This window comes from Shewanella algidipiscicola, from assembly GCF_003605125.1.
GTDB lineage: Bacteria > Pseudomonadota > Gammaproteobacteria > Enterobacterales > Shewanellaceae > Shewanella > Shewanella algidipiscicola.
In genome coordinates this window covers 189881-213605 of the sequence record NZ_QPQT01000008.1, presented here as the reverse complement: position 1 = coordinate 213605, position 23725 = coordinate 189881, and the positions used below count along the sequence as shown (strand labels likewise).

At 47.0% G+C, this 23725-nt stretch carries 18 protein-coding genes and 8 tRNA genes; 20 read left to right on the top strand and 6 right to left on the bottom strand.

Going from position 1 to position 23725, the window contains the following annotated elements:
• Positions 1-262: 262 nt before the first annotated feature.
• The 11 genes from DVO77_RS10940 (at position 263) to DVO77_RS10890 (ending at position 5031) form a co-directional block, all read left to right on the top strand.
• Positions 263-1456, top strand: a complete 1194-nt coding sequence (locus DVO77_RS10940; protein ID WP_119978362.1) for an FAD-dependent oxidoreductase — start codon at positions 263-265, stop codon at positions 1454-1456.
• Positions 1457-1699: 243 nt separating this feature from the next.
• Positions 1700-2287 (top strand): aminoacyl-tRNA hydrolase, encoded by a 588-nt coding sequence (gene pth / locus DVO77_RS10935; RefSeq protein WP_119978361.1) that lies wholly within the window; start codon positions 1700-1702, stop codon positions 2285-2287.
• Positions 2288-2369: 82 nt separating this feature from the next.
• Entirely contained in the window at positions 2370-3461 is a 1092-nt protein-coding gene (gene ychF, locus DVO77_RS10930; protein ID WP_119978360.1) for a redox-regulated ATPase YchF, read from the top strand.
• Between the two features lie 298 nt (positions 3462-3759).
• A tRNA-Met gene (locus DVO77_RS10925) sits at positions 3760-3836 on the top strand.
• 254 nt (positions 3837-4090) lie between these two features.
• Positions 4091-4175: transfer RNA gene (locus tag DVO77_RS10920), tRNA-Leu, on the top strand.
• 51 nt (positions 4176-4226) lie between these two features.
• Positions 4227-4301: transfer RNA gene (locus tag DVO77_RS10915), tRNA-Gln, on the top strand.
• A gap of 23 nt (positions 4302-4324) precedes the next feature.
• Positions 4325-4399: transfer RNA gene (locus DVO77_RS10910), tRNA-Gln, on the top strand.
• Between the two features lie 20 nt (positions 4400-4419).
• Positions 4420-4496, top strand: a tRNA-Met gene (locus DVO77_RS10905).
• Positions 4497-4650: 154 nt separating this feature from the next.
• Positions 4651-4735: transfer RNA gene (locus tag DVO77_RS10900), tRNA-Leu, on the top strand.
• 55 nt (positions 4736-4790) lie between these two features.
• Positions 4791-4865: transfer RNA gene (locus DVO77_RS10895), tRNA-Gln, on the top strand.
• A gap of 81 nt (positions 4866-4946) precedes the next feature.
• Positions 4947-5031, top strand: a tRNA-Leu gene (locus DVO77_RS10890).
• Positions 5032-5825: 794 nt separating this feature from the next.
• Here DVO77_RS10890 and DVO77_RS10885 read toward each other — a convergent pair.
• From DVO77_RS10885 to lolB, 3 genes are all read right to left on the bottom strand, one after another.
• The gene (locus DVO77_RS10885) at positions 5826-6773 is read right to left on the bottom strand and encodes a ribose-phosphate pyrophosphokinase (protein WP_110457872.1); all 948 of its coding nucleotides are present in this window, start codon (positions 6771-6773) and stop codon (positions 5826-5828) included.
• Between the two features lie 66 nt (positions 6774-6839).
• Positions 6840-7694, bottom strand: coding sequence for a 4-(cytidine 5'-diphospho)-2-C-methyl-D-erythritol kinase (ispE, locus tag DVO77_RS10880; protein ID WP_110457823.1), 855 nt, complete (start codon positions 7692-7694; stop codon positions 6840-6842).
• Complete coding sequence (lolB, locus tag DVO77_RS10875; protein WP_110457822.1) at positions 7684-8337, bottom strand: lipoprotein insertase outer membrane protein LolB; 654 nt, start codon at positions 8335-8337, stop codon at positions 7684-7686. Before lolB ends, ispE begins: the two co-directional genes overlap by 11 nt.
• Positions 8338-8870: 533 nt before the next feature.
• On the opposite strand from lolB, the gene hemA reads away from it, so the two are divergent.
• The 9 genes from hemA (at position 8871) to DVO77_RS10830 (ending at position 20232) form a co-directional block, all read left to right on the top strand.
• The gene (hemA, locus tag DVO77_RS10870; protein ID WP_110457821.1) at positions 8871-10121 is read left to right on the top strand and encodes a glutamyl-tRNA reductase; all 1251 of its coding nucleotides are present in this window, start codon (positions 8871-8873) and stop codon (positions 10119-10121) included.
• Between the two features lie 13 nt (positions 10122-10134).
• A complete protein-coding gene (gene prfA, locus DVO77_RS10865; RefSeq protein ID WP_110457820.1) occupies positions 10135-11220 on the top strand; it encodes a peptide chain release factor 1 in 1086 nt (361 codons plus the stop codon).
• A 41-nt stretch (positions 11221-11261) separates the two neighbouring features.
• A complete protein-coding gene (gene prmC, locus DVO77_RS10860; RefSeq protein WP_119978359.1) occupies positions 11262-12110 on the top strand; it encodes a peptide chain release factor N(5)-glutamine methyltransferase in 849 nt (282 codons plus the stop codon).
• 345 nt (positions 12111-12455) lie between these two features.
• The gene (locus DVO77_RS10855; RefSeq protein ID WP_119978358.1) at positions 12456-14507 is read left to right on the top strand and encodes an alkyl/aryl-sulfatase; all 2052 of its coding nucleotides are present in this window, start codon (positions 12456-12458) and stop codon (positions 14505-14507) included.
• 317 nt (positions 14508-14824) lie between these two features.
• Complete coding sequence (locus tag DVO77_RS10850) at positions 14825-15211, top strand: SirB2 family protein (protein ID WP_119978357.1); 387 nt, start codon at positions 14825-14827, stop codon at positions 15209-15211.
• Positions 15211-15999 carry a transglutaminase family protein gene (locus DVO77_RS10845; RefSeq protein ID WP_119978356.1) on the top strand — a complete coding sequence of 263 codons (789 nt, stop codon included), beginning with the start codon at positions 15211-15213 and terminating at the stop codon, positions 15997-15999. The genes DVO77_RS10850 and DVO77_RS10845 overlap by 1 nt, the downstream gene beginning before the upstream one ends.
• Positions 16000-16301: 302 nt before the next feature.
• A complete protein-coding gene (locus tag DVO77_RS10840; RefSeq protein WP_110457815.1) occupies positions 16302-17555 on the top strand; it encodes a DUF819 family protein in 1254 nt (417 codons plus the stop codon).
• Between the two features lie 68 nt (positions 17556-17623).
• Positions 17624-18472 (top strand): 3-deoxy-8-phosphooctulonate synthase, encoded by an 849-nt coding sequence (kdsA, locus tag DVO77_RS10835; protein ID WP_110457871.1) that lies wholly within the window; start codon positions 17624-17626, stop codon positions 18470-18472.
• A 218-nt stretch (positions 18473-18690) separates the two neighbouring features.
• On the top strand, positions 18691-20232 hold the full coding sequence (locus DVO77_RS10830; RefSeq protein ID WP_110457814.1) for an AbgT family transporter: 1542 nt from the start codon (positions 18691-18693) through the stop codon (positions 20230-20232).
• 109 nt (positions 20233-20341) lie between these two features.
• On the opposite strand, the gene DVO77_RS10825 is transcribed toward DVO77_RS10830, so the two are convergent.
• The 3 genes from DVO77_RS10825 to DVO77_RS10815 are packed head-to-tail and all read right to left on the bottom strand — an operon-like array spanning position 20342 to position 23719.
• Entirely contained in the window at positions 20342-22333 is a 1992-nt protein-coding gene (locus tag DVO77_RS10825; protein WP_119978355.1) for a flavohemoglobin expression-modulating QEGLA motif protein, read from the bottom strand.
• The gene (gene gshB / locus DVO77_RS10820) at positions 22320-23354 is read right to left on the bottom strand and encodes a glutathione synthase (protein ID WP_119978354.1); all 1035 of its coding nucleotides are present in this window, start codon (positions 23352-23354) and stop codon (positions 22320-22322) included. Before gshB ends, DVO77_RS10825 begins: the two co-directional genes overlap by 14 nt.
• A 5-nt stretch (positions 23355-23359) precedes the next feature.
• A complete protein-coding gene (locus DVO77_RS10815) occupies positions 23360-23719 on the bottom strand; it encodes a MaoP family protein (protein WP_119978353.1) in 360 nt (119 codons plus the stop codon).
• Positions 23720-23725 lie beyond the last annotated feature (6 nt).

Here is a 23725-nt window from a genome sequence, read left to right as displayed (position 1 = left end):
TAATGCAATAAATAGTGAATGTAGGTGCATAAGTGAGTATCCATACTGACTAACGTCCACAACCACTATAGAACACGATGAGCTTGGGATTGGCCGCCTTTGTAACTGAGTGTGAGTGATTACAGTGTCAGTCATATTTGCATACGTAATAGGCCTAATTGACATATTTAGACACAGAAACCGCTCGTCAGGGAACCAACGTAATAAATGTGTCGTCATGAGCGTGCACTAGAGAGTTAACCATCAGGGAGTAAAGCGTAAGGTGAGTCAGAATCAAAACCAACATCTAGAACAAGATGTCGTGATCCTCGGCGGTGGCATGGTGGGAGCCGCGACCGCAATTGGGTTAGCCCAGTTAGGGTTAAAGGTTGCCGTTGTTGAAGCCTTTGCGCCTCAAGCATACAGCCCTGAGCAACCATTGGATTTACGTGTTTCAGCCATCAGCGTCGCTTCTGAGCAGTTGCTGCAACAGCTAGGAGCGCTCGACGCTATCGCCGCGATGCGTCAGGTGGCCTATAAAGGACTGGAAACTTGGGAGCTTGATGGGTGCCAGACACAGTTTCATAGTGATCAAGTGGGTGCGACTCATCTTGGGCATATTGTCGAAAATCGTGTGGTGCAATTAGCCTTGTGGCAGGCATTTGACAAGTATGACAATTTGCAGCTTATCTGCCCGGTTAACGTCGACCAGTTTAGCCGGAGTGAGCATGGGGTTAGGCTACGATTAAGTAATAACACAAGCATAGATACTCGCTTGTTAGTCGGTGCCGATGGGGCAAACTCTCAAGTACGTCAGTGGGCAGGGATCGGCTTAACTGGGTGGGATTATGCCCAGTCGGCGATGCTGATTAATATTGAGACCCAGCAGGAAGAGCAAGATGTTACTTGGCAACAGTTTACTCCCCAAGGCCCACGCTCTCTGTTGCCGCTACCAGGTCGCAACGCGTCTTTGGTGTGGTACGACGATGCTAATCGCATTGCGCAGTTAAGCGGATTAAGCGCTGAGGCGCTGTACGAGCAAATTAACGCCCATTTCCCCGCACGCCTCGATCGGGCATTTAAAGTGGTGTCTCATGGCAGTTTTAAGCTTACCAGACGTCATGCGCAGCGCTACTATCAGGATAATGTGGTGATTTTAGGTGATGCTGCACACACGATTAATCCATTAGCTGGTCAAGGAGTGAATATTGGCTTTAAAGATGTCGCGGCATTAATTGCATCTGTTAAAGGGGCTATTGATGAGCAGCGCAGCTGGTGGACTCAAGATGTGTTGGCACAATATCAGCGTCGCCGCTATGGCGACAATTTGTTGATGATGAGCACTATGGACCTTTTTTATGCCGGCTTTAGCAATAAGAATTTACCGCTAAAATTACTGCGCAACAGTGCGCTTAAAATCGCTAATATAGACTCACCCATTAAGCATAAGGTGTTGAAATACGCCATGGGTCTCTAAGCGTCAACTCAAACGAGCTGGCTTTACTCATCATCTTGTGGGTAAAGCGGCTCACCGACCAGCCACCGCAGCACCATGACGATTGATTTCGCGGCTGAGGTTAATCGCTTAGGTCTTAGGGCATGGCGCAGTGCTAACCTTCCTTAAATTCCGCTGTCTTCACTACAACAAATTTGTTGCTCGGGCGATAGAGTGCTAAAATGCCGCGTTTTTATGCGCCCTTGCGAGATGGACATAGGTTAAATGAGCAATATTAAGCTGATTGTTGGGCTTGCAAACCCAGGTGAGAAGTACGAGCAAACCCGCCACAATGCGGGTGCTTGGTATGTTAATGAACTGGCGCGCGTTTGCGGCGTAACATTAGTTGCAGACAGTAAATATTACGGCCTCACAGCGAGAGCGACCCTATACGGTAAAGATGTTCGCTTATTGATCCCAACCACATTTATGAACCTCAGCGGTAAATCGGTTGGTGCCTTGGCTAATTTCTTTCGCATCGAGCCCGAAGAGATCCTCGTCGCCCATGATGAGCTGGATATGCCGCCCGGCGTGGCTAAGTTTAAACTCGGTGGCGGTCATGGTGGTCACAACGGTTTAAAGGATATCATTGCTAGGCTTGCCAATAATAAAGGCTTTTATCGTTTGCGCATTGGTATCGGTCACCCAGGTGATAAGAGTCTAGTGAGCAATTATGTTTTAGGTAAGGCGCCGCAAGTTGAGCAAAGGTTAATCGAAGACGTGATTGACGAAGCGGTGCGGGCCACCGAACTGTTATTTAAAGAAAATATGAGTAAGGCGATGCATAGACTGCATTCTTACAAGGCGGGTTAATCCATCACATTCTGAAGCAATCAGGTGTGAGCAGCGTTATTATTGGTTGTGCCGATAATACTAATTGAATAAAGGTAAAGATATGGGTTTTAAATGTGGCATCGTTGGCCTACCAAACGTAGGTAAATCGACATTGTTCAACGCACTGACTAAAGCGGGCATCGAAGCGTCTAACTTCCCATTTTGTACGATTGAACCTAACACCGGTGTGGTGCCAGTGCCCGATCCACGATTAGCGGCATTGGCTGAAATCGTGAAGCCTGAGCGTATTTTGCCGACTACAATGGAATTTGTCGACATCGCAGGCCTAGTGGCGGGCGCTTCTAAAGGTGAAGGGCTGGGCAACAAGTTCCTTGCTAACATTCGTGAAACCGATGCGATTGGTCATGTGGTGCGTTGCTTTGAAGATGACAATATCGTGCACGTGGCAAATAAAGTGTCGCCTGCCAGTGACATTGAAGTGATCAACACCGAATTAGCCTTGGCTGACTTAGACTCGTGCGAGCGCGCTATCACGCGTCAGCAAAAGCGTGCTAAAGGTGGCGACCAAGAAGCTAAGTTCGAAGTCAGCGTGTTAGAAAAGATGCGCCCAGTATTGGACGAAGGTCAAATGCTGCGTTCAATGGACTTAACTAAGGAAGAGTTGGCGGCAGTCGCTTATCTTAACTTCCTTACACTTAAGCCAACCATGTATATCGCGAACGTCGCAGAAGATGGTTTTGAAAATAACACGCATCTGGATACGGTTCGCGACATTGCGGCCAAAGAGAATGCCGTGGTCGTTGCCGTGTGTGCAGCGATTGAATCTGAACTGGCAGAAATGGACGCTGAAGACCGTGAAGAGTTTATGGCTGACCTTGGTTTAACCGAACCTGGATTGGATCGTGTGATCCGCGCCGGTTACGAGCTACTGGATCTGCACACCTACTTTACCGCAGGCGTTAAAGAGGTACGTGCTTGGACCGTTAAAGTGGGGGCGAGTGCACCACAAGCCGCTGGTGTTATCCATACAGACTTTGAGCGCGGCTTTATTCGTGCCCAGGTAATGTCTTATGATGACTTTATTACCTATAAAGGTGAAGCTGGCGCGAAAGAAGCAGGTAAACTGCGTATCGAAGGTAAAACCTATATCGTTAAAGATGGCGATGTGATGCATTTCCTATTTAACGTATAAGCATGAGGCTAATCTTGCTAATAAAATAGCAAGTGGCATTATAGAATCTAAACGGCTCAATAAATTATTGAGCCGTTTTTGTATTTTAAGGCTTATATAAATCTGATATTTAAACCCAACCTAAGGCTTAATATGGCGCTTTAAGCCTCTTTTTTGGATAACTGCTGCTCACTTTGGTGAGTTTATAAGCGAACGATGAGGTAAGTGTAAATTAGCGGAAAAAAGCTGTTGACCTCAATACGCTGAATAAGCATAATACGCCCCGTTCCTCACCAAGAGGGACGCGTAAGAAAACGATGGCAATGTAGCTCAGCTGGTTAGAGCACAGCACTCATAATGCTGGGGTCGCAGGTTCAAGTCCCGCCATTGCTACCATCTTATTCGGATGAAAAATGAATGCGTAGCAAGTCGGTATAAGCCCCGGCAATATGGCTACCATCTTCTCTAAGATGTAAAACTTGAGGTAAGCCGACTAGTTGATGGTTGAAGTATATCAATCAGCAGAAATAGGGTTGGCAACATCTTAATCAAGATGTAAAACTAGGTACAGCGTAAGGGTGGTGGATGTTGATAGTTAGACAAGCCATATCTTAATGCCATCTTAATCAAGATGTAAAACTAGATGCAGTGCGGGAGTGGTGGAATTGGTAGACACGCCAGATTTAGGTTCTGGTGCCGTAAGGTGTGAGAGTTCAAGTCTCTCTTCCCGTACCATTTATTTTAAGTTAGAGATTGTAGAGTCTTTAACTTGAAGCAAGAAAAGATTGGGGTATCGCCAAGCGGTAAGGCACCGGGTTTTGATCTCGGCATTCCCAGGTTCGAATCCTGGTACCCCAGCCATTTCTTTTTGCTTCACACAGTTTTGGGGTATCGCCAAGCGGTAAGGCACCGGGTTTTGATCTCGGCATCCCCAGGTTCGAATCCTGGTACCCCAGCCATTATCTATATGATAATATGTGGCAATGTAGCTCAGCTGGTTAGAGCACAGCACTCATAATGCTGGGGTCGCAGGTTCAAGTCCCGCCATTGCTACCATCTTATTCAGATGTAAAATGAAAGCGTGACTTGAATGAGTTACCATCTTAATCAAGATGTAAAACTAGATGCCGCGTGAGAGTAGTGGATGTTGATAGTTAGACACGCTAGTTTCATAATGCCATCTTAATCAAGATGTAAAACTAGATGCAGTGCGGGAGTGGTGGAATTGGTAGACACGCCAGATTTAGGTTCTGGTGCCGTAAGGTGTGAGAGTTCAAGTCTCTCCTCCCGTACCATTTATTTTAAGTTACAGCCTTGTGGTCTACAGGGTGTAACAAAAGCGAAAGCTTTTGGGGTATCGCCAAGCGGTAAGGCACCGGGTTTTGATCTCGGCATTCCCAGGTTCGAATCCTGGTACCCCAGCCATTATTCAACCACCTAAGTCATTGACTTAAGTGAGTGGGTTAGCCCCACCATCTTTAATCAAGATGTAAAAAATGATGCAGTGCGGGAGTGGTGGAATTGGTAGACACGCCAGATTTAGGTTCTGGTGCCGTAAGGTGTGAGAGTTCAAGTCTCTCCTCCCGTACCATTTATTAAAAACAAATAAGCCTGTCTTTTTGACGGGCTTTTTTGTGCCTAAAATTTGCCCCCTTTAGCCTGTACGACTCTACTATTAATCTATATTGTCTGCGGCGTTAAGCGCTATACAGTCGCGATTTTAGATGCTTTGTTGCCCTAAGCGTGTATGTATTGAGTTAAGCCGTTGGCAGCGAGTCAGTGGCGTTAGCGAGGCTTAGGGATGGTTTAGGCTATGATTTATACCTAGGGATTAAAAACTTACTTAAATCGAGGGCTGATATTCACGATCTTTTGCGTCGGTACCACCTCGGGCCGCCGCATAGGCTTTCTTGCCAGCGCCATGCTAATGACCAATTCAAGCAATATTGTCGCTCCCTTGCATTGTGTTCGCATCTCAATCTTCGCTTCTTGAGTTTGTACAATCTGGTCATTTCATCAGTGTAATGGGTTAAATTTGCTGTGAATTAACCACTCTAGAGCCGTCTTAGGAAGTGTTAGCGCATTATGTTTTGATGCTGGCTTAAAGGTAATGGCCCGTTTTGAGGGGGGCGTTAGCGATAAACTTAGCAGCCTTTACCATGAGCTATCTTTCATCACAGGGCTATTTCATCGCGAGCGGTATTCATAGTATTTACAGAGCTATATCAAAGCGGGCATTTGAGGGCGCTAGTCCTTTATTTAGGGGGGCGGGTAAAGCGGGTTGAATAGGGCAGAGCTGTGCGTATTAATTAGGCTCCTGACTACAAAGCATAAAAAAACGCACTCAATCGAGTGCGTTTTTTATTCGCTAAATAATCTAATCGATTAGTGCTTGAACATCGCAGAGATGGACTCTTCGTTGCTGACACGACGAATGGCTTCGGCCATCACTGTTGACATAGTCAACTGGGTGACTTTATCTAGCGCGGCAATTTCAGGACTTAGCGGAATAGTATCGGTCACAATTACTTCATCAATCACTGATTCAGCAATGTTCTTTGCAGCGTTGCCAGAGAAGACTGGGTGTGTCGCATAAGCAAATACACGGTTAGCACCATGTTCTTTTAACGCTTCAGCGGCTTTACACAGTGTGCCCCCTGTATCAATCATATCGTCAACGATAATACAGTCACGGCCTTGAACATCACCGATAATGTGCATCACCTGCGCGACGTTTGCCTGTGGACGACGCTTATCGATAATGGCGAGATCAGAGTCATCAAGTAGTTTGGCAACAGCACGAGCACGTACTACACCACCGATGTCTGGCGATACCACAACAGGATTATCTAACTTCTTGGCTAGCATATCTTCTAACAGTACTGGGCTACCAAATACGTTATCAACTGGCACATCGAAGAAGCCTTGGATCTGCTCAGCATGTAAGTCGCAAGTCAGTACGCGGTCGACGCCTACGCTTGACAAAAAGTCGGCAACCACTTTAGCAGTAATAGGTACACGAGCACTGCGTACGCGACGATCTTGACGTGCGTAACCAAAGTAAGGAATAACCGCAGTAATACGGCCAGCAGATGCGCGGCGTAACGCATCAACCATAACGATAAGTTCCATTAGGTTATCGTTAGTCGGTGCACAAGTAGATTGAATGATAAATACATCCGCCCCACGTACATTTTCGTTAATCTGGACACTGATTTCACCGTCGCTGAAAACGCCAACCTCTGCGTCTCCGAGTTTACAAAATAGACGATCTGCTATCTTCTTTGCGAGACTGGGTGTTGCGTTACCGGCAAATAGTTTAATGTCAGGCACTGTATGAACCTCAGGCGTATGCTTCATTTTAATGGCCGGGATAAAGTAGCCTTATCCCGCATGATTTTAACACTGCGCTAAGCGCAGCATAAGTGGTGATTTATTTGTCCCTTTCGCGATAAAACCGCTCATATCGGCAGGTTTTTTGGCAAAAACTTGCTCTGCTTGCTCGCGAGTAGCGAATGTCCCGAAAACGCATGCTCCGGTTCCGGTCATTCTAGACGGCGCATATTCTATCAGCCACGCCAATGCTTTGGCAACTTGAGGGTGACGTTTGGCGACCAGTTGTTGGCAATCATTGTGCCAGTCACTGGTCATTAAATCGGCTAAAGATAACTTTGGCGTATCTCGCGGTAATTGTGGATCGTTAAACACCTCAGCCGTTGACACATGAACGTCGGGCGTGAGTACTAGATACCAAGGCTCTGGTAAATCTACCGCAATAAGTTTCTCACCGACACCTTCGGCAAAAGCGGATAAACCATTAATAAAAACAGGTACATCGGCACCCAAACTTAGGCCGATTTCTGTCAGTTGAGTTAATGATAACTGGGTGTTCCATAAGTGATTTAGCGCCACTAAGGTTGTGGCGGCATCTGACGAGCCGCCGCCAATTCCACCGCCCATAGGCAATTTTTTATCGAGCCATATCTCTGCGCCAAGTGTAGTTGCGGTTTTTTGTTGCAACGATTTTGCCGCTCGAAGAATTAAGTTATCTGTATTTGCGACAACATCGCTAATGTTGGAGTGTAAGGTAAGTTCGCCAGTCTGGTTGATGGCAAAATCCAGTAGGTCACTCTGCTCGATAAATTGAAATAGGGTTTGCAGCTCATGGTAACCGTCATTACGGCGCCCATTGATGTGTAAAAACAGGTTAAGTTTTGCTGGCGCAGGCCATGCGATAGAGCGTTTATTCGTCATGCGATAGTCCGGCGTTATCTGATGATGGGGTGCTGTTAGTAAGAGCTTGCCATTGATTTATTTGCATTTTTAATCGTATGTTTTCACGAGTTAACTCAAGTAATCTAGGCAGTTGTGCGCCGCTTTGGTGTTGCCAACTCTTAAACTCTACCTGCCATGGTGTTTGTGTCATTGTTGACTGTACTTGTATCGGTCTGTGATTGTTATCATAACGGATCACCAGATCTGAAGACGCCACTTGGCCTGTTATCCATAATGGTAAATGTTCGATAGGGATAGACCAGCCCGTGAGCCGCTTGAGCAGTTGCTCGGCGTCATGATGCTGGTAGGTGTTACCGTCAATCATCAGTTGAGCCCCATCCTCGTCACGCTCCAGTAGCATGACCGTTGTGCCTAACATCGTCGTTAGGCGTAATTGGTCGCGATTGGGGGTGTGAAGCCAATACAAATTGGTACTGAATTTATCGTCACGGGTTTTGACCGCTAGCTTGCCCTGCATCTCCCAGGCTTTAGCTTGCTCAACATGGCTGACATTGATGTCCTGCAGATCAATATCGGAGCGACTGGCGCACCCTCCTAACAATAAAGGTGTCAGCAATAGGGCGCTAATTAAGATTTTTGTGAAGTAGTTCAAATTATTTATCTATTACTGTTACAACGAGCTCATATCATACGAGTGCTGTGTATAAATACCAATGGCAATCGTTAAATTTCCTGCCAAGCCTAGGCTTTCAGCTAGTGCTAAGTGTTTTTGTAATGGCTTGTATTTTGGTGGTTATTGCTGCGCTTTAATGTGAAAAAAGCGTAATAAACGAGATTATTATTCGGTTTTGTTAAGCGTATTCTGTTTTTAGTTGGCTCAATTCAGTAGAATGGCTGCCACTAAGAGAGATTAATCAGGGCGATGGCCCTTGCATGAGGACTTTGTCGCCACTCTATATGAGGCAATGTGACGCGCTCGCATTAAACCAAGTGTCGCCTGTGACTATCAAAAAAATGGTAATAAGGCATGGTCAGCAAAAGTCAGCAGCAAGCTAAACCCTAGTCGTTCGCCTCAAAGCCGTTAGTGGAGCAATATGAGCCAGTCGCATTTTCGTTTGTATTCTGACCACCGCTTTGAGCCAGAACAAATCTAATTCGCAAGATAAACAGACCCTAGAGACCAGAAAGAGTCAGATGAGCCTTGTAGCAATCGGTATTAATCATAAAACAGCGACGGTAGACCTACGTGAGAAAGTAGCGTTTTCACCCGATAAAATTCATGACGCGATGAAAAGCCTTGCCAGTCTAACTAAGACGGGTGAAGCGGTGATCATCTCGACCTGTAATCGCACCGAACTTTACTGTAACAACGGTGAAGCGCAGGACGTGATTACTTGGTTAGAGGAATATCATCAGCTGTCCCATGAAGATGTGCTACCTTGCCTGTACCAATATCGCGGCCAAGAAGCCGTGCGACATTTGATGCGTGTCTCTGCAGGTCTTGACTCATTGATCTTAGGTGAGCCACAGATCTTAGGCCAAGTTAAGCAATCTTTTGTTAAGGCAAAAGAAGCTGGCACGGTGGCGGTCACCATGGACCGACTGTTCCAAAATACCTTTTCTGTTGCCAAGAAAGTGCGCACCGAAACTGAAATCGGTGCCGCAGCCGTGTCGGTAGCGTTTGCCGCGGTGAGCATGGCTAAACATATTTTCTCGGCTTTGAGTGCCACCAAGGTGTTACTCATCGGCGCAGGTGAGACCATAGAGCTGGTTGCCCGGCATCTTAAAGACAATGGCGTCGAGTCAATGATTGTGGCTAACCGCACCATTTCGCGCGCCGAAGCCATGTGCGAAGAGTTTGGCGCAACGGCCATTACGCTCGAACAGATACCAGATTTTCTCCCTAAGGCCGATATCGTGATATCCTCTACCGCCAGCCCATTACCTATACTGGGTAAAGGCATGGTAGAAAAAGCGCTGAAACAGCGTCGTCATCAACCTATGTTATTGGTTGATATAGCAGTACCTAGAGATATTGAAGCCGAAGTAGGGGATCTAGATGATGCCTTTCTCTACACGGTTGACGACCTGCAAAGCATCATTGAACAAAATATGGCCTCCAGACGTGAGGCTGCCGAGCAAGCCGAATTAATTGTTGAAGAAGAGTCTCATCTTTTCATGGAGTGGATCCGCTCATTAGAGTCGGTCGACAGTATCCGTGAATACCGTACCCAAAGTATGGCGATCAAAGATGAGCTGGTAGAGCGCGCGATCAATAAGTTAGCCCAAGGCGGTGATAGCGAACAGCTAATACTGGAACTGGCCAATAAGTTAACCAATAAATTGATCCATGCGCCGACTCAAGCCCTTACTCAGGCGAGTCGACGCGGTGACTTAAACAGCATCGGACAATTAAGAGCGGCGCTTGGATTAGATAAAGACTAAGGTTAGCGTTGGAATGAAGGACAGTGTGATTCGCAAGCTTGAAGGCTTGCTTGAGCGTAATGAAGAAGTATTGGCGCTACTGAGTGATCCTAGTGTGATTGCCGACCAAGAGCGTTTTCGCGCTCTGTCCAAAGAGTACTCTCAACTCGAAGACGTGGTAAGAAGCTTTAAGGCATTTCAACAGGCGCAGGCCGATCTCGAGTCGGCGCAAGAGATGTTAGCCGAAGACGATGCCGAGCTAAAAGAGATGGCGCAAGAAGAGATTAAAGCCGCCAAGCAAGTGCTCGAGACGCTCGAAGATGAACTGCAGATCCTACTGCTGCCTAAAGATCCTAAAGATGACAACAATGCCTTTGTCGAAATTCGTGCCGGCGCAGGGGGTGACGAAGCGGCCATCTTTGCCGGTGATCTGTACCGTATGTACAGCCGTTACTGCGAAGCTAAACGCTGGCAGATAGAGGTGATGAACGCTAACGAAGGTGAACATGGCGGCTTTAAAGAGATCATCATTAAAGTGTCTGGCGATGGGGTCTATGGCCGACTGAAATTTGAATCGGGTGGGCATCGTGTACAGCGTGTGCCTGAGACCGAGTCGCAAGGGCGGGTGCATACCTCAGCTTGTACTGTGGTCGTTATGCCTGAAGTACCCGAAGCCGAAGCGATTCAAATTAATCCTGCCGATCTAAAAGTGGATACCTTCCGCGCATCGGGCGCGGGTGGTCAGCACGTTAACAAAACCGATTCGGCTATCCGTATCACTCATATTCCGTCTGGCATCATCGTTGAATGTCAGGATCAGCGCTCGCAGCATAAAAACCGCGCTCAAGCCATGAGTGTATTGACGGCTCGTATACAAGCGGTTGAAGATGAAAAACGCCGCAGCGAAGAGGAATCGACTCGCCGCACATTAGTGGCCAGTGGTGATCGCTCTGAGCGTATTCGTACTTATAATTTCCCTCAGGGGCGTGTCAGTGAGCATCGTATCAATTTGACCCTTTATCGCTTAAATGAAGTGATGGAAGGGGATTTAGATGCGATTATCGAACCGCTAATGCAAGAAAACCAAGCCGATATGTTGGCTGCTTTGGCAGACGATTAATATACTCAATATCGCGACTCTAGGTTAATAAGGATATTTTTTTGTACCAGACGTTAGCTGAAGCCCTTCAATGGGCTTCTTCTCAACTTGTTGAGATCTCTGATACTGCCAAGCTAGATGCCGAAGTGATGCTGCTTCATGTCATCCATAAGCCGCGCAGCTACCTCTACACTTGGCCCGATGAACGCATTACCAGTGAACAATCCGCCGCGTTTCAGCAGATGGTTGCAAGGCGTGCGATAGGCACTCCTATCGCGCATATCGTTGGCGAGCGCGAATTTTGGTCACTGCCATTTATGGTTAACCCCACCACGCTTATTCCGCGTCCCGATACCGAAATTTTGGTTGAAACCGCATTAAACTTGCCGTTAGCACAAAATGCCAAGGTACTCGATTTAGGCACAGGGACGGGAGCGATAGCCCTGTCGTTAGCCTTTGAACGCAGCACTTGGCAGATCACGGCCGTCGACAAAGTGATTGAAGCTGTGGCCTTGGCTAAGGCGAATCGTGACAACTTGAAGTTACCGCAAGTCGAGGTATTACAAAGCGATTGGTTTGATGCCGTCAATCAGTACGATTTCAATCTGATTGTCTCTAACCCGCCTTATATCGACGAAGAAGATGAGCATTTGTCTCAAGGCGATGTACGCTTTGAGCCACAGAGTGCGTTGACCGCTGCCGAACATGGTTATGCCGACCTGTTTCATATTGCTCAGTCGGCGCGTGATTATCTGGCGCCCGGTGGCTATTTGCTACTCGAGCACGGTTTTGAGCAAGCCATTACGGTGCGCAATAAGATGATTGAGCTAGGTTATGAGTCGGTGTCGACCGTGAGAGACTTTGGCAGTAACGACCGTTGTACCTTAGGCCGTTGGCCTAGGCAGGGTTAACTGACACGCTCGAAACTTTATGAAAGCGACTAAGGTGATTAAACGCCATTGGCTTATGCTAATGGCGTTTTTTTTTGTGTATGTTTTTGCTCCGAATGTTGATTGTTCGCATGATTAAGCTCAAGTTCGCGTTAAACAATACTGCCTGACGAAGATAAGTTCGCCTTGTACAAATCTAAATGCATTACTACCTTAATATCTGGGTGAGCGTTTTAGCGTGGGTGGTCTTTGTTCACTTGCATATTTAGGTTAGTCATCGTCGTTGTGTTCTGGCTATGTGTCGCCAGCACATACACAGAAATGTTGGGTAACTTGTAATTCATTAATAACCAAGGAGTTAGGTGTATGAATACAAAGCTCGTCAATGTCGCACTACTGTCAGCCCTCGTCAGTGTGACAATATCGACCCATATCGTTGTCAACGCCGCAGGTGGTGGCAGTGTGGTAACAAGTGATCCGAATAAACACTTTGATCCTAAAGGGCAAGCACCATCAAAATACACCTTAGCATTACAAAATGGCTTGCGTAAAACCCTACCGTTTGACGATAAACGTGACTTTGAAGAAGCCCAAAAAGGCTTTATCGCGGCGCCCGAATATAAACAAATTATGGCCGAAGCGGGTAACGTTGCGTGGGATATGGGCAGTTATGAGTGGCTGCTCGATGAAGGCAAAACCTTCGATACCATTAACCCTTCGTTGCAGCGTCAAGCAGTGCTCAACATGGCTTATGGGTTGTATGAAGTGTTGCCCGACCATATTTATCAGGTGCGAGGCTATGATCTTGCCAATATCAGTTTTATTAAAGGTAAGACGGGTTGGATTGTATTTGACCCCTTAACGGCCAAAGAGACCGCGGCGGCAGCATTGGCCTTTATTAATCAGCAATTAGGTGAGCGTCCGGTTGTGGCTGTGGTCTACTCTCACTCTCATGGCGACCACTTTGGTGGGGTCCGTGGTGTGGTGGATGAACAAGATGTTCAAAGTGGTAAGGTGAAAGTCATTGCCCCTGAGGGCTTTATGCATCATGCGGTCTCTGAAAATGTCATGGCCGGTAATGCCATGACGCGCAGGATGTTTTTTCAATACGGTGTACTACTCCCCAGAAGCCCTTATGGTCATGTAGATCAATCTATCGGTAAAAATACCGCGGCAGGTAATTTAGGTTTAATTGCGCCTAACGTAATTATCGATAAAGCCTTTACTGAAATGACCATAGATGGCGTCAACATGGTGTTTCAAAATACCCCAGGTACTGAAGCGCCAGCAGAGATGAACACTTGGTTTCCAGACTTGAACGCTTTTTGGGCCGCCGAGAATATAACCGGCACCATACATAATATCTATACCTTACGCGGCGCATTGGTACGTGATGCATTGGAATGGTCTAAGCAAATTAATATTTCGCTGTATAAATTTGGGCAACAGGCAGAGGTGATGTTTTCTGCCCACTCTTGGCCTCGGTGGGGCAATGAGCGTATTCAAGAAGTTATGCGCAGTCAGCGTGATACCTATGCGCACCTCAATAATCAGGTGCTGCATCTGGCTAATCAAGGTGTGACCATTAATCAAATTCACAACGTATATAAGCTCCCCGATAGTTTACAGCGGCAATGGTCAGCCCACAGTTATCATGGCTCAGAGGAGCACAATAGCCGCGCAGTGTTGAATCGTTATTTAGGTTATTGGGATGCTAATCCCGCGACCTTAATGCCTTTATCACCAGAAGATTCAGCGCCCTTATATGTTGAGATGATGGGAGGTAGCAGTAAGATTATTGCCAAAGGCCAGCAATTATTTGAGCAAGGAAAATATTTCCATGCCATAGAGATCCTCAATAAACTGGTGTTTGCTGAGCCCCAAAATCAAGCCGCTAAAGATTTACTCGCTAATGTGTATGAGCAAATTGGTTATCAAAAAGAGAGCCCTAGTGTGCGCAATAGCTTTTTAGCGGCGGCTTACGAATTGCGTAATGGTATGCCAACAGGTGCTTCGCCTAAATCGACAGGACCCGACATTATTCGTGGTATGTCTACCGGTTTATGGCTTGACTACCTCGGAGTTCGCCTTGATACCAGCAAGACTGCAGATAAACATTTTGTCATTAACTTGGTCACTCCGGATAATGGCGAGCAGTATCTGGTTGAACTGAGTAATTCGGCGCTGACCAATATCGAGGGAATACAATCACCGCAAGCGGACCTCACCTTAACGATAGATCGCAGCGAGTTAAATGATGTCATGATGGGCGCGCAGAGTTTCGACGATAAAATCAAAGCTGGCAAAGTGAAGGTGGAAGGAGAGCGTCGTGCAATCGATGAGCTAATGGGGGCAATGGTCGAATTCTCCATGGAGTTTGAACTGCTCCCCGGCACATTGCCTGATACGGTCAAATAGGCCACAGCTTACGATTGATTTCACTTGCTACAGATAGCCGCTTGCTACAGATAGTAACTGGTTGGCAGTCGGCTCAAACCACGCTAAAGCTGCGGTCTTGGCGTGGTTTTTTTATTAGATAAGTTGGGGGGATAAATACGGGAGCATTACGAGTGACATTATCTTTTTTAAATTCATCACGTTTTGGTTATTATCTTGTGTTATTGGCTGCGATGCTGATTATGCTGTGTTTATCGTCGATAATCGGTTGATGATATTGGTGCGGTTGGAGCAGATCAGTTACACTAGCGCCTTTGTCAGCAACCAAAGAATTTAAAATGGACAGTTTATACCCTGCTATAAAGCATATTCACCTTACGTTTATTGCCCTCAGTGTACTGTTTTTTATTGTGCGTTTTGCGCTGCACTTAAAGCAGTCGCCTATTATGGATAAGAAGTTCGTTAAAGTCGCCCCGCATGTTATCGACACTCTGCTGGTGCTATCTGGTTTAACCCTGTGTTTTATCATCAAGCAATACCCTTTTCAAGATGTATGGCTGACCGAAAAAATCGGCGCGCTTTTGGCCTATATCTTCTTAGCAACCATTGCGCTCAAAGCCAATCGCAATAAACTGTTTAAGATATTTGCCGCCCTCGGTGCTATCGCTTGGATCGTCTATGCAGGTAAGGTCGCCATGCTTAAACAAGCGATAATACTGAGTTAATGGCGCAGATGATTCTACAAGATGAGCTCTTGTTACCCGAGAGCGCGTTTGACATCACTCAGCATTTAGGTTTTTCCAATAAACAGAGTGCTAATTGGGCTTGGCTAGAACTTGCAGGCTCTGTACTGAGTCATTATGTGGTCGACCGTGAAGATAGATTAAATGCCTTGCTTAAGTGGTTTTATGGCGACTTAGGTTTTTGTGCTCGCGAGGCGTATTTTAGTGTAGAGGCTGCCGATTTAGGCAGCTGCATACTCACTCGTCAAGGTAATAGTACAACCTTAGCCACGTTACTTATGTTACTGGCTAAACAACTAGACCTAGTGCTTGAGCCCTTGCTGCTGCCCGGCAATACTGTGTTGTGCAGTCGAATTGACAAGCAGGTGCGTTATATTGACCCATTAACGGGGCGGTCGCTGTCTCGGCACCAGTTGCATGTGTTGGTACGTGGCGAGTTGGGTAATGGCGCGGCCTTTAAACCGCGTTACTTAAAGCCTGCCAGTTTAAAGCGGTTATTGTCGCGCATGATCCACGAGCTCAAAGCGGGAGCGATTTTATCGAACCAGTTTGAGAGTGCGATGGAGTGTTGCAATCTGTTATTGCAGTGGCATAGCGATGACCTTAACCTCAATCGTGAGCGAGCTTTTATTGCACAGCAGTTAGGCTGCATCAGTGTAGCCGCCGCGGACTTACAGCATTTTGTCGACAATAGTCCGCATGATCCAGTGACTGAATTGGTTAAGCTACAAATTAAAGAGCTAAATGAAGAGCTTGAGATATACCATTAAGGAAAAGCTGAAGCCGTTATGGCTTCAGCTTTTTTATGTGGGTCAATGAAGACCGTGGCAATAGATGCCTTGGCGTCAGCGGCCATTTTATGCTGGTCGGCTCGCAATCTTGTCAATCTTATATTGAACCACCTGTCGTTACAGGCTAAAACGGCTCACCATTGGATCAACTAATACCATTATTAATATTTACAACAGGCTTGCATCACAGGCCTGATAAATGACGCGCTTATACAAGCCGAATAAAACAACAAATTGATATTAAAAATAAAACTAAAAATAGATGTGAATTAGGGGGAAATATGAGCGGTACCGCATTAGTGACCAATGATGCCACAGGGTTGGGATTATTAGCAGCCATTTTAGGCTTAGTGTTTTATACCAATAGCAGCACTCATCCATTTTGGGTAAAATTTTATCGTTACATTCCAGCGTTGTTACTGTGTTATTTCCTGCCATCACTGCTTAATTCATTTAATATTGTCGATGGCGATACCTCTAAGCTCTATTATGTGGCTTCACGCTATTTACTGCCTGCCTGCTTAGTATTATTGATCTTAAGCGTCGATTTAAAAGCGATCTTAGGTTTAGGCCCTAAGGCCATTGTGATGTTTCTCACCGGCACCGTAGGTATTGTGATTGGCGGGCCGATTGCCTTGCTTATTATCTCCAGCATTAACCCTGAGGTATTAGGTGTTAGTGGTCCCGATGCGGTCTGGCGTGGCATGACCACCCTAGCCGGTAGTTGGATTGGCGGCGGTGCGAATCAGGCTGCGATGAAAGAGATCTATGAAGCGGGCGGTAATATCTTCTCAATTATGGTTACCGTGGATGTGATCGTAGCCAATATCTGGATGGCGGTGCTGCTCTATATGGCCTCGAAAGCCAAGGAGATCGATGCTAAAACTGGTGCCGATACCCGTGCCATAGAAACCTTAAAGCTCAAGGTTGAGAAGTACCATGCCGAGCATGCACGAATCCCTAGCTTACGCGATTTGATGATGATAGTGGCGGTCGGTTTTGGTATTACCGGACTGGCGCACATGTTTGCCGATTTCCTCGGGCCTTTTTTCGAAACCAATTATCCGTGGACACGTGATTACAGTCTAACGTCCAAATTTTTCTGGTTAATCGTCACCGTCACCACTATTGGTTTGGCGATGTCATTTAGCCCGGTGCGCCATTTAGAAGCCGCTGGCGCCTCTAAAGTAGCGTCGGCCTTTTTGTATATTCTAGTTGCCACCATTGGCTTGCATATGGATGTGTTTAAACTATTTGATCCGGCAAATCTTTGGTATTTCGCCATCGGTATTATCTGGATGTTAGTGCATGCCAGCTTTATGCTGCTGGTGGCTAAACTGATTAAGGCGCCGCTGTTTTATATGGCGGTGGGCAGTCAAGCCAATGTGGGCGGCGCTGCATCTGCGCCAGTTGTGGCGGCGGCATTCCACCCCGCATTAGCGCCCGTCGGTGTGTTATTGGCAGTGTTAGGCTATGCTGTAGGCACTTATATGGCATGGTTATGTGGTCAAATTTTACAGGCAGTTGCGCTATAATCGCATGCAGCGATACCTATTTGAACAATGCTAAGGTGTGGCCTTAGCTTCTTAAGAGAGAAGTAATGATGAGTAATAAAACCATAAAGTTAGGTAGCATTGAGATTGCAAACGATAAGCCGTTTGTGTTGTTTGGCGGCATGAATGTGCTTGAATCACGTGATTTAGCCATGCAGATCGCGGAAACCTATGCCGAAGTTACTCAAAAATTAGGGATCCCTTATGTGTTTAAGGCCTCATTCGATAAGGCTAACCGCTCTTCGGTGAACTCCTATCGTGGCCCAGGTATGGAAGAGGGGCTGAAGATTTTTCAAGAGATAAAATCGACCTTTAACTTGCCGCTTATCACCGACGTCCATGAACCGCATCAGTGTGCGCCAGTGGCCGAAGTGGTCGATGTGATTCAGTTACCCGCGTTTTTAGCACGCCAGACAGATCTGGTGGTAGCAATGGCCAAAACCGGCGCCATCATCAACGTTAAAAAACCGCAGTTTTTAGCGCCACACGAGATGCGCCATATCATCACTAAGTTTAATGAAGCGGGTAACGATGAGATCATGCTGTGCGAGCGTGGCTCAAGCTTTGGTTACAATAACTTGGTGGTCGACATGTTGGGCATGGATGAGATGAAGCAATCGGGTTACCCAGTGATCTTCGATGCGACCCACGCCTTACAGCGCCCGGGTGGCCGCAGCGACAGTGCGGGTGGGCGTCGTGCGCAAGCTACTGAACTTGCCCGCAGTGGTATGGCATTAGGCTTAGCCGGTCTGTTTATCGAAGCGCATCCCGATCCAGATAATGCAAAGTGCGATGGTCCTTGTGCTTTGCCTCTGCATCAGCTTGAAAACTACCTCAAGCAGATGAAGGCGGTGGATGAACTGGTTAAATCATTTGAGCCTATAGACACCAGTAAGTAGTGTCTCCACTTAGTCTGTAACGCCTTGCAATCGCGAGGCTTTTTTTTAACTAATGCTAAGGCTTACGATAACCTGATTGGGTATAGTATTGAATATTAAGCCTAATATATAATAGCGGCTCAGTGGTGCTGAGTATGCTTGTATTAAGCTGATTTATTATTATGCATGCTGCGACAACCAAGGATAATAACAAGTACGTGTAAGTACAAGGAGTGATGATGACAACAAATGCGCAGGCCCCCGGCTTTTTAGGGCGGGCACTCGATGCCATAGAACGTGTGGGCAATAAACTGCCCGATCCGGCTATGTTATTTTTAATGTTACTGTTTGCGGTATGGGGCTTATCGGCGCTGCTATCTGGGGTCAGTTTTGATGCCATAGACCCTCGTACTGATGCGCCTATCGTTGTCAGTAATCTACTGAGTGCCGAGGCGTTGACCCACTTTTTAACCTCCATGGTATCGACGTTTACCGCCTTTGCGCCTTTAGGCGTGGTGTTAGTGGCGATGTTGGGTGTGGGCGTCGCGGAGCATTCTGGGTACATCAATACCGCGTTAAAGCAAATGCTAAAGATAACGCCGGCTAAGTTGCTAACGCCTGCTGTGGTTGTGGTGGGGATTATTTCCCATACCGCGACGGATGCGGGCTATGTGGTGGTGATTCCGCTGGCTGGGGTGATCTTTTTTACCGTAGGCCGTCATCCGCTGGCGGGGATCGCGGCAGCTTTTGCGGGTGTGTCTGGCGGCTTTTGCGCCAACTTCATTCCCTCGGGTATCGACCCATTACTGCAAAGTTTTACCCAATCGGCGGCGCAGATTGTCGATGCCGATATTCAGATTAATCCATTGAATAATTGGTTCTTTGCCGCTTCATCATGTATTCCGATCACCTTGATTATTTGGTATCTCACCGACAAAGTGTTGGAGCCGCGTCTTAACCGTACTCACAAGGTCAATCGCGACGCGGTAGATATTCCTGAGATGGAGATGACAACGCCCAGCGAGCTTAAGGCTTTTCGTATCGCCAGCCTAGTGATGCTGGTGGCGATTATTGGCTTTTTCTCGTTAACCTTGCCTGAAACCTCGACTTTGCGCGACGCTAACGGCTCACTCACCAGTTTTAGTGCTCCTTTGATGAAGTCGATTGTGCCATTGATTTTTATCTTCTTCATGCTGCCTGGGCTAGTGTATGGCTATCTCACTAAGACCTTTACTCAGTCTGCCGATGTGGTGCAGGCGATGTCTAAATCGATGAGCGGCATGTCGCACTATATTGTGATGGCTTTTTTCTGCGCTCAGTTTGTCGCGGCGTTTTCAGCCTCTAATTTGGGGGCATTAATCGCGGTCGAGGGGGCTGGTGCACTCAAGGCGCTTAACTTGTCTGCCGAAGTCACCATTGTCGGCATGATAATACTGGTGGGTTTTGTTAACTTATTTGTCGGCTCATCGTCAGCCAAATGGGCACTGATTGGGCCAGTATTAGTGCCCATGTTAATGCAGCTCAATATTAGTCCAGATCTGTCGCAGGCAGCCTATCGTGTCGGTGACTCTAGCTCTAATATCATCACGCCCTTGATGCCCTATTTCCCCTTGGTGGTGGTCTATTGTCAGCGTTATGTGCAAGGCATAGGTATCGGTACCTTAATTGCCATGATGTTGCCGTTTAGTGTGGCATTGATGTCGATTTGGAGTGCCTGGTTATTGCTGTATTGGTCACTTGGATTGCCACTGGGCTTAGGAGCCAGCTATACCTATTTTTAGCGCTAGGTGATTCACGCGCCTGAGATTAGAACTACCACGTTGAGCAAAGAGTGGCTGTGTAGCAAGCCAACAGGATAAAAAACGCCATGGGCAACATGGCGTTTTTTTGTTAGCTGCGCAGGCTCTCAATCAGATAATTGAGGCTGGGATTCTCCTCTAAGTTTGCGGTCGGGGTGACATTAAATTTAGGGGCGATGAGCCAGTTGCGCTGCACTAGCTCATCGAGTAAATCCAGATACTGCACGCTGGTTTTTCCCACCAACAAGTTGGTTAAGCTACGGCTGCTTGAGAGCTGCAACATCTGCAGAAAACCACTGAGGTAAAGATGGTCTTTGGTGAAACCGCCGCCGCGATAGACCCGCGCTGTTGTTACAAAAGCGTCGTCTGGCTCCATACCCACCTCATCTACTAGGTAATTATGGGTGAGATAAAAATCTTGCTCTTTGAGCATAGATTCAACCGCTAATACGCGACAGGCGAGGGTATTGAGGCGTGAGTGTGCCATAAAGCCAGCCTTTAGCTCTGCTAAAATAGCCAACCCTTCCTGGGTATAGGTGGCACCCGGTAATCCAAGGCGTAACACTTTTAAGGGCTGCTGTTTGGCATTTAAGGTGGTTGCCATGTGTACCCCCAGTTCATGCTGGATCAACCGCTGCACCTCTGCATGGGCAAATGTCGCATGGCTGTTAACGGTCAGCTGTGGCGGCATCGAGCTCACCATGGCCCGCGCCACAATCGACGAGCTAAGGCTTACCTTGCACTGCATATCCCATTGCTCAGCTTGTCGCTTCATGAGTTCGGTGGCGGTTTTGGCATCATATTGCTCACCTGCAACCTCAGCAATCTCTTTGGCATATAACAAGAACTTAGCATTGTTAATTGCATGGGTATCGGGGCGGCCATGGTAGCGTAGCGAGTTATAAACAAAGCCTTCTTGGCCAACACTGGTCAGTAAGTCGACCTGTTCGCCGAGCTTGTTGACGATATCGCTGTACATCTGTTTGAGCGCAGGATCAGAGATATTGTCTATCGGTAATCGATACAACTTATATTTAAACTCGTTGGCATCGATAGGCAGCTGACGGTAGCGAAAGTTGGGCTTATAGCGGCTTGGTGCGCTAAAAAAGCGTTTGCGCTCAGCGACCAAGTTGGTCGGATTGACATACTTTAAGGTGTCGACCTTTTGCGCTAAGCGAAACAGGGCGGCATCGATGTCCAGTACTGCTGGCTCGATGGCACTGCTGAGCATGTCGGCGCTACGGGTTTTACTGCGTCGATTTAACTTGCGCTGAAAATAGGCACTGGTGGCACTGAAAGCGTTTTTAAGCCCTAACTTTAAGTCATCTAGCACGATAGGATAAACTTCGCCAGTGAGTTCATCCATAAACACTTTTTTGATCTCAGTGGGTAACACTAAGGTGCGGTCGAAGTGGGCATTGGTATGGGCAATAAGGTAGCCACGACCCTCAAAAATCGCGTTAATTTTGGCGTCAACTTCGATATTAGGTAGGGTGATCTGGTTAAGTTCACTCTGGAACTTTTTCACCACAGGTGCCCAACGTTCCATGTCGATTTGCGCGGTGCCGATATTGAATACCGGCACGGGTTTGTCGATGCGTTTGTAATTGTACGAGTGCAGGTCAAACACAATCACCATGCCAAACAAGGACTCGAGCTTACTGATAAGCGCTTCATAGAGGAGGTAAAAATCATTGTGTTTGGCTTGGCTGATCGCGCGCTGTTTGGCACTAAGCGGTTTACGCCATACCTGTTTTAACCAGGCCGATTTGTAATAGGTGCTTAAACTTTTGGGTCGATTAAGATCGTACTCAAAACGTGAGTCAGTACCCACTAACGTGATGGGTTGTGATGCAATCACCTCGTCGGTATAAGGGTCTTCCTCAAAATAGCGTTCCTCTGCGCTGAGCTGACCGAGTTTGATCAGCTCATTACGTAAGGTATGGCCCGCATGGATAGCGGTACACACTACAGGCAGGTATTCTTCAATTTTGATAAAACAACCTGATGATTCGAGTTGCCCCGAGAACGCTTCTCCACGTTTAATCAGGCCTAACATCTGCTCTAAACTATAGGTTTGCATCTTCTACCGCACGTCGATATGCATTCTTACGTTGCATCAATAAGTCTTTTGAGTTGATGATGTTCTCGGCAAAATCGATCACCTGTTTTTGCAGTCTTACGCGATTAAGCTTGTTAATACGGGTTATGCCACCTGGGCTTAACACGTTTACCTCGACCAATTTATTACCTATCACGTCTAGGCCGGTAAAATAGAGGCCATCGCGCACCAGTTTAGGACCAATCGCGGCGCACAATTCGCGCTCTTCGCGGGTGATGGTGTGTTTAACGACGGTACCACCGGCGTGCACGTTAGAGCGAAATTCACCGCTGGCGGGGACGCGTCTCATGGCACCAATCGGTTCGCCGTTGAGCATTAAAATGCGTTTATCGCCCTCTTCGGCGCCTTCGATGTAATCTTGTAAGATCACATAGTTACTCTGATCATCGGCACCAATATAAAAGTCGAGTAGCGAGCTAAAGTTTTGCCGTGCGCTTTTTTCAATGACGATAACCCCATGACCGCCAAAACCGTTTAAGGGTTTAAGGATCATCTTGTCGCTGTCACTCTCTTCGAGTACACGTTGCAAGTAGTCGCGGTTTTTGGATACGTGGGTGGTAGGAATATAGCGACTCGCCGCACCGCTCATGCTGGCGGTGTACAGTTTATTGTTGGCGACCCTTAAGCCTTCAAGATCGTTAATGATCAGGGTGTCACCTTTTACCGAGTCGAGAAAATTTAACGCTAAGTTGTCCAAAGGAGGGTTAGCGCGCATAAAAATGCAGTCAAACCCTGCCATTGGTAGACGCGCCTTATGAAACTCAACTGAGCGATAAAAGCGCGGAATATTATCCGGAATTTTGATGCCTTTTTTGATGATTTGGCAAAACCCGTAGACGCTACTGTCTCGAATGGTTAAACCACTGGTGGTGGTTATGGCAACGGTGTGACCACGCTGAGCGCACTCATGAACTAGTCTTAGGGTGGTATCAGATTCAGCATCGATACGTTCCCACGGGTACATCAAAAAGCAAATGTGCATCTTAGTTAAGCAACCTCATCTTCTGGGTGTGATTCTACATACGTGTATTGTTCAACACGCTGATTAACTGTGCTATTGAGCGTGTGAAACTTCTTTGGCTCTCGTGTGAGTTTTAGGTATTTCATCCACACATGTTCAAGCTTAGTATTGGCTTTATTGGGGTGTTTGAGTACCTTAATAAAATGTTTTTCCTCTGCAGTTTCAGGGTCTAATTGCCCGGCCTCGAAGGCTTGCATTGTGTCGCCGTATAGGCTTAACAACTCCGCTTCGGATAAGGTAAATTCTCCTGACTTGCTGAACCCTCTTGGAAAGTTTTTGTCATCAAAAAAACGCTTTTGACCAAAACGGAATGACTCTTCTGACATGGCAAC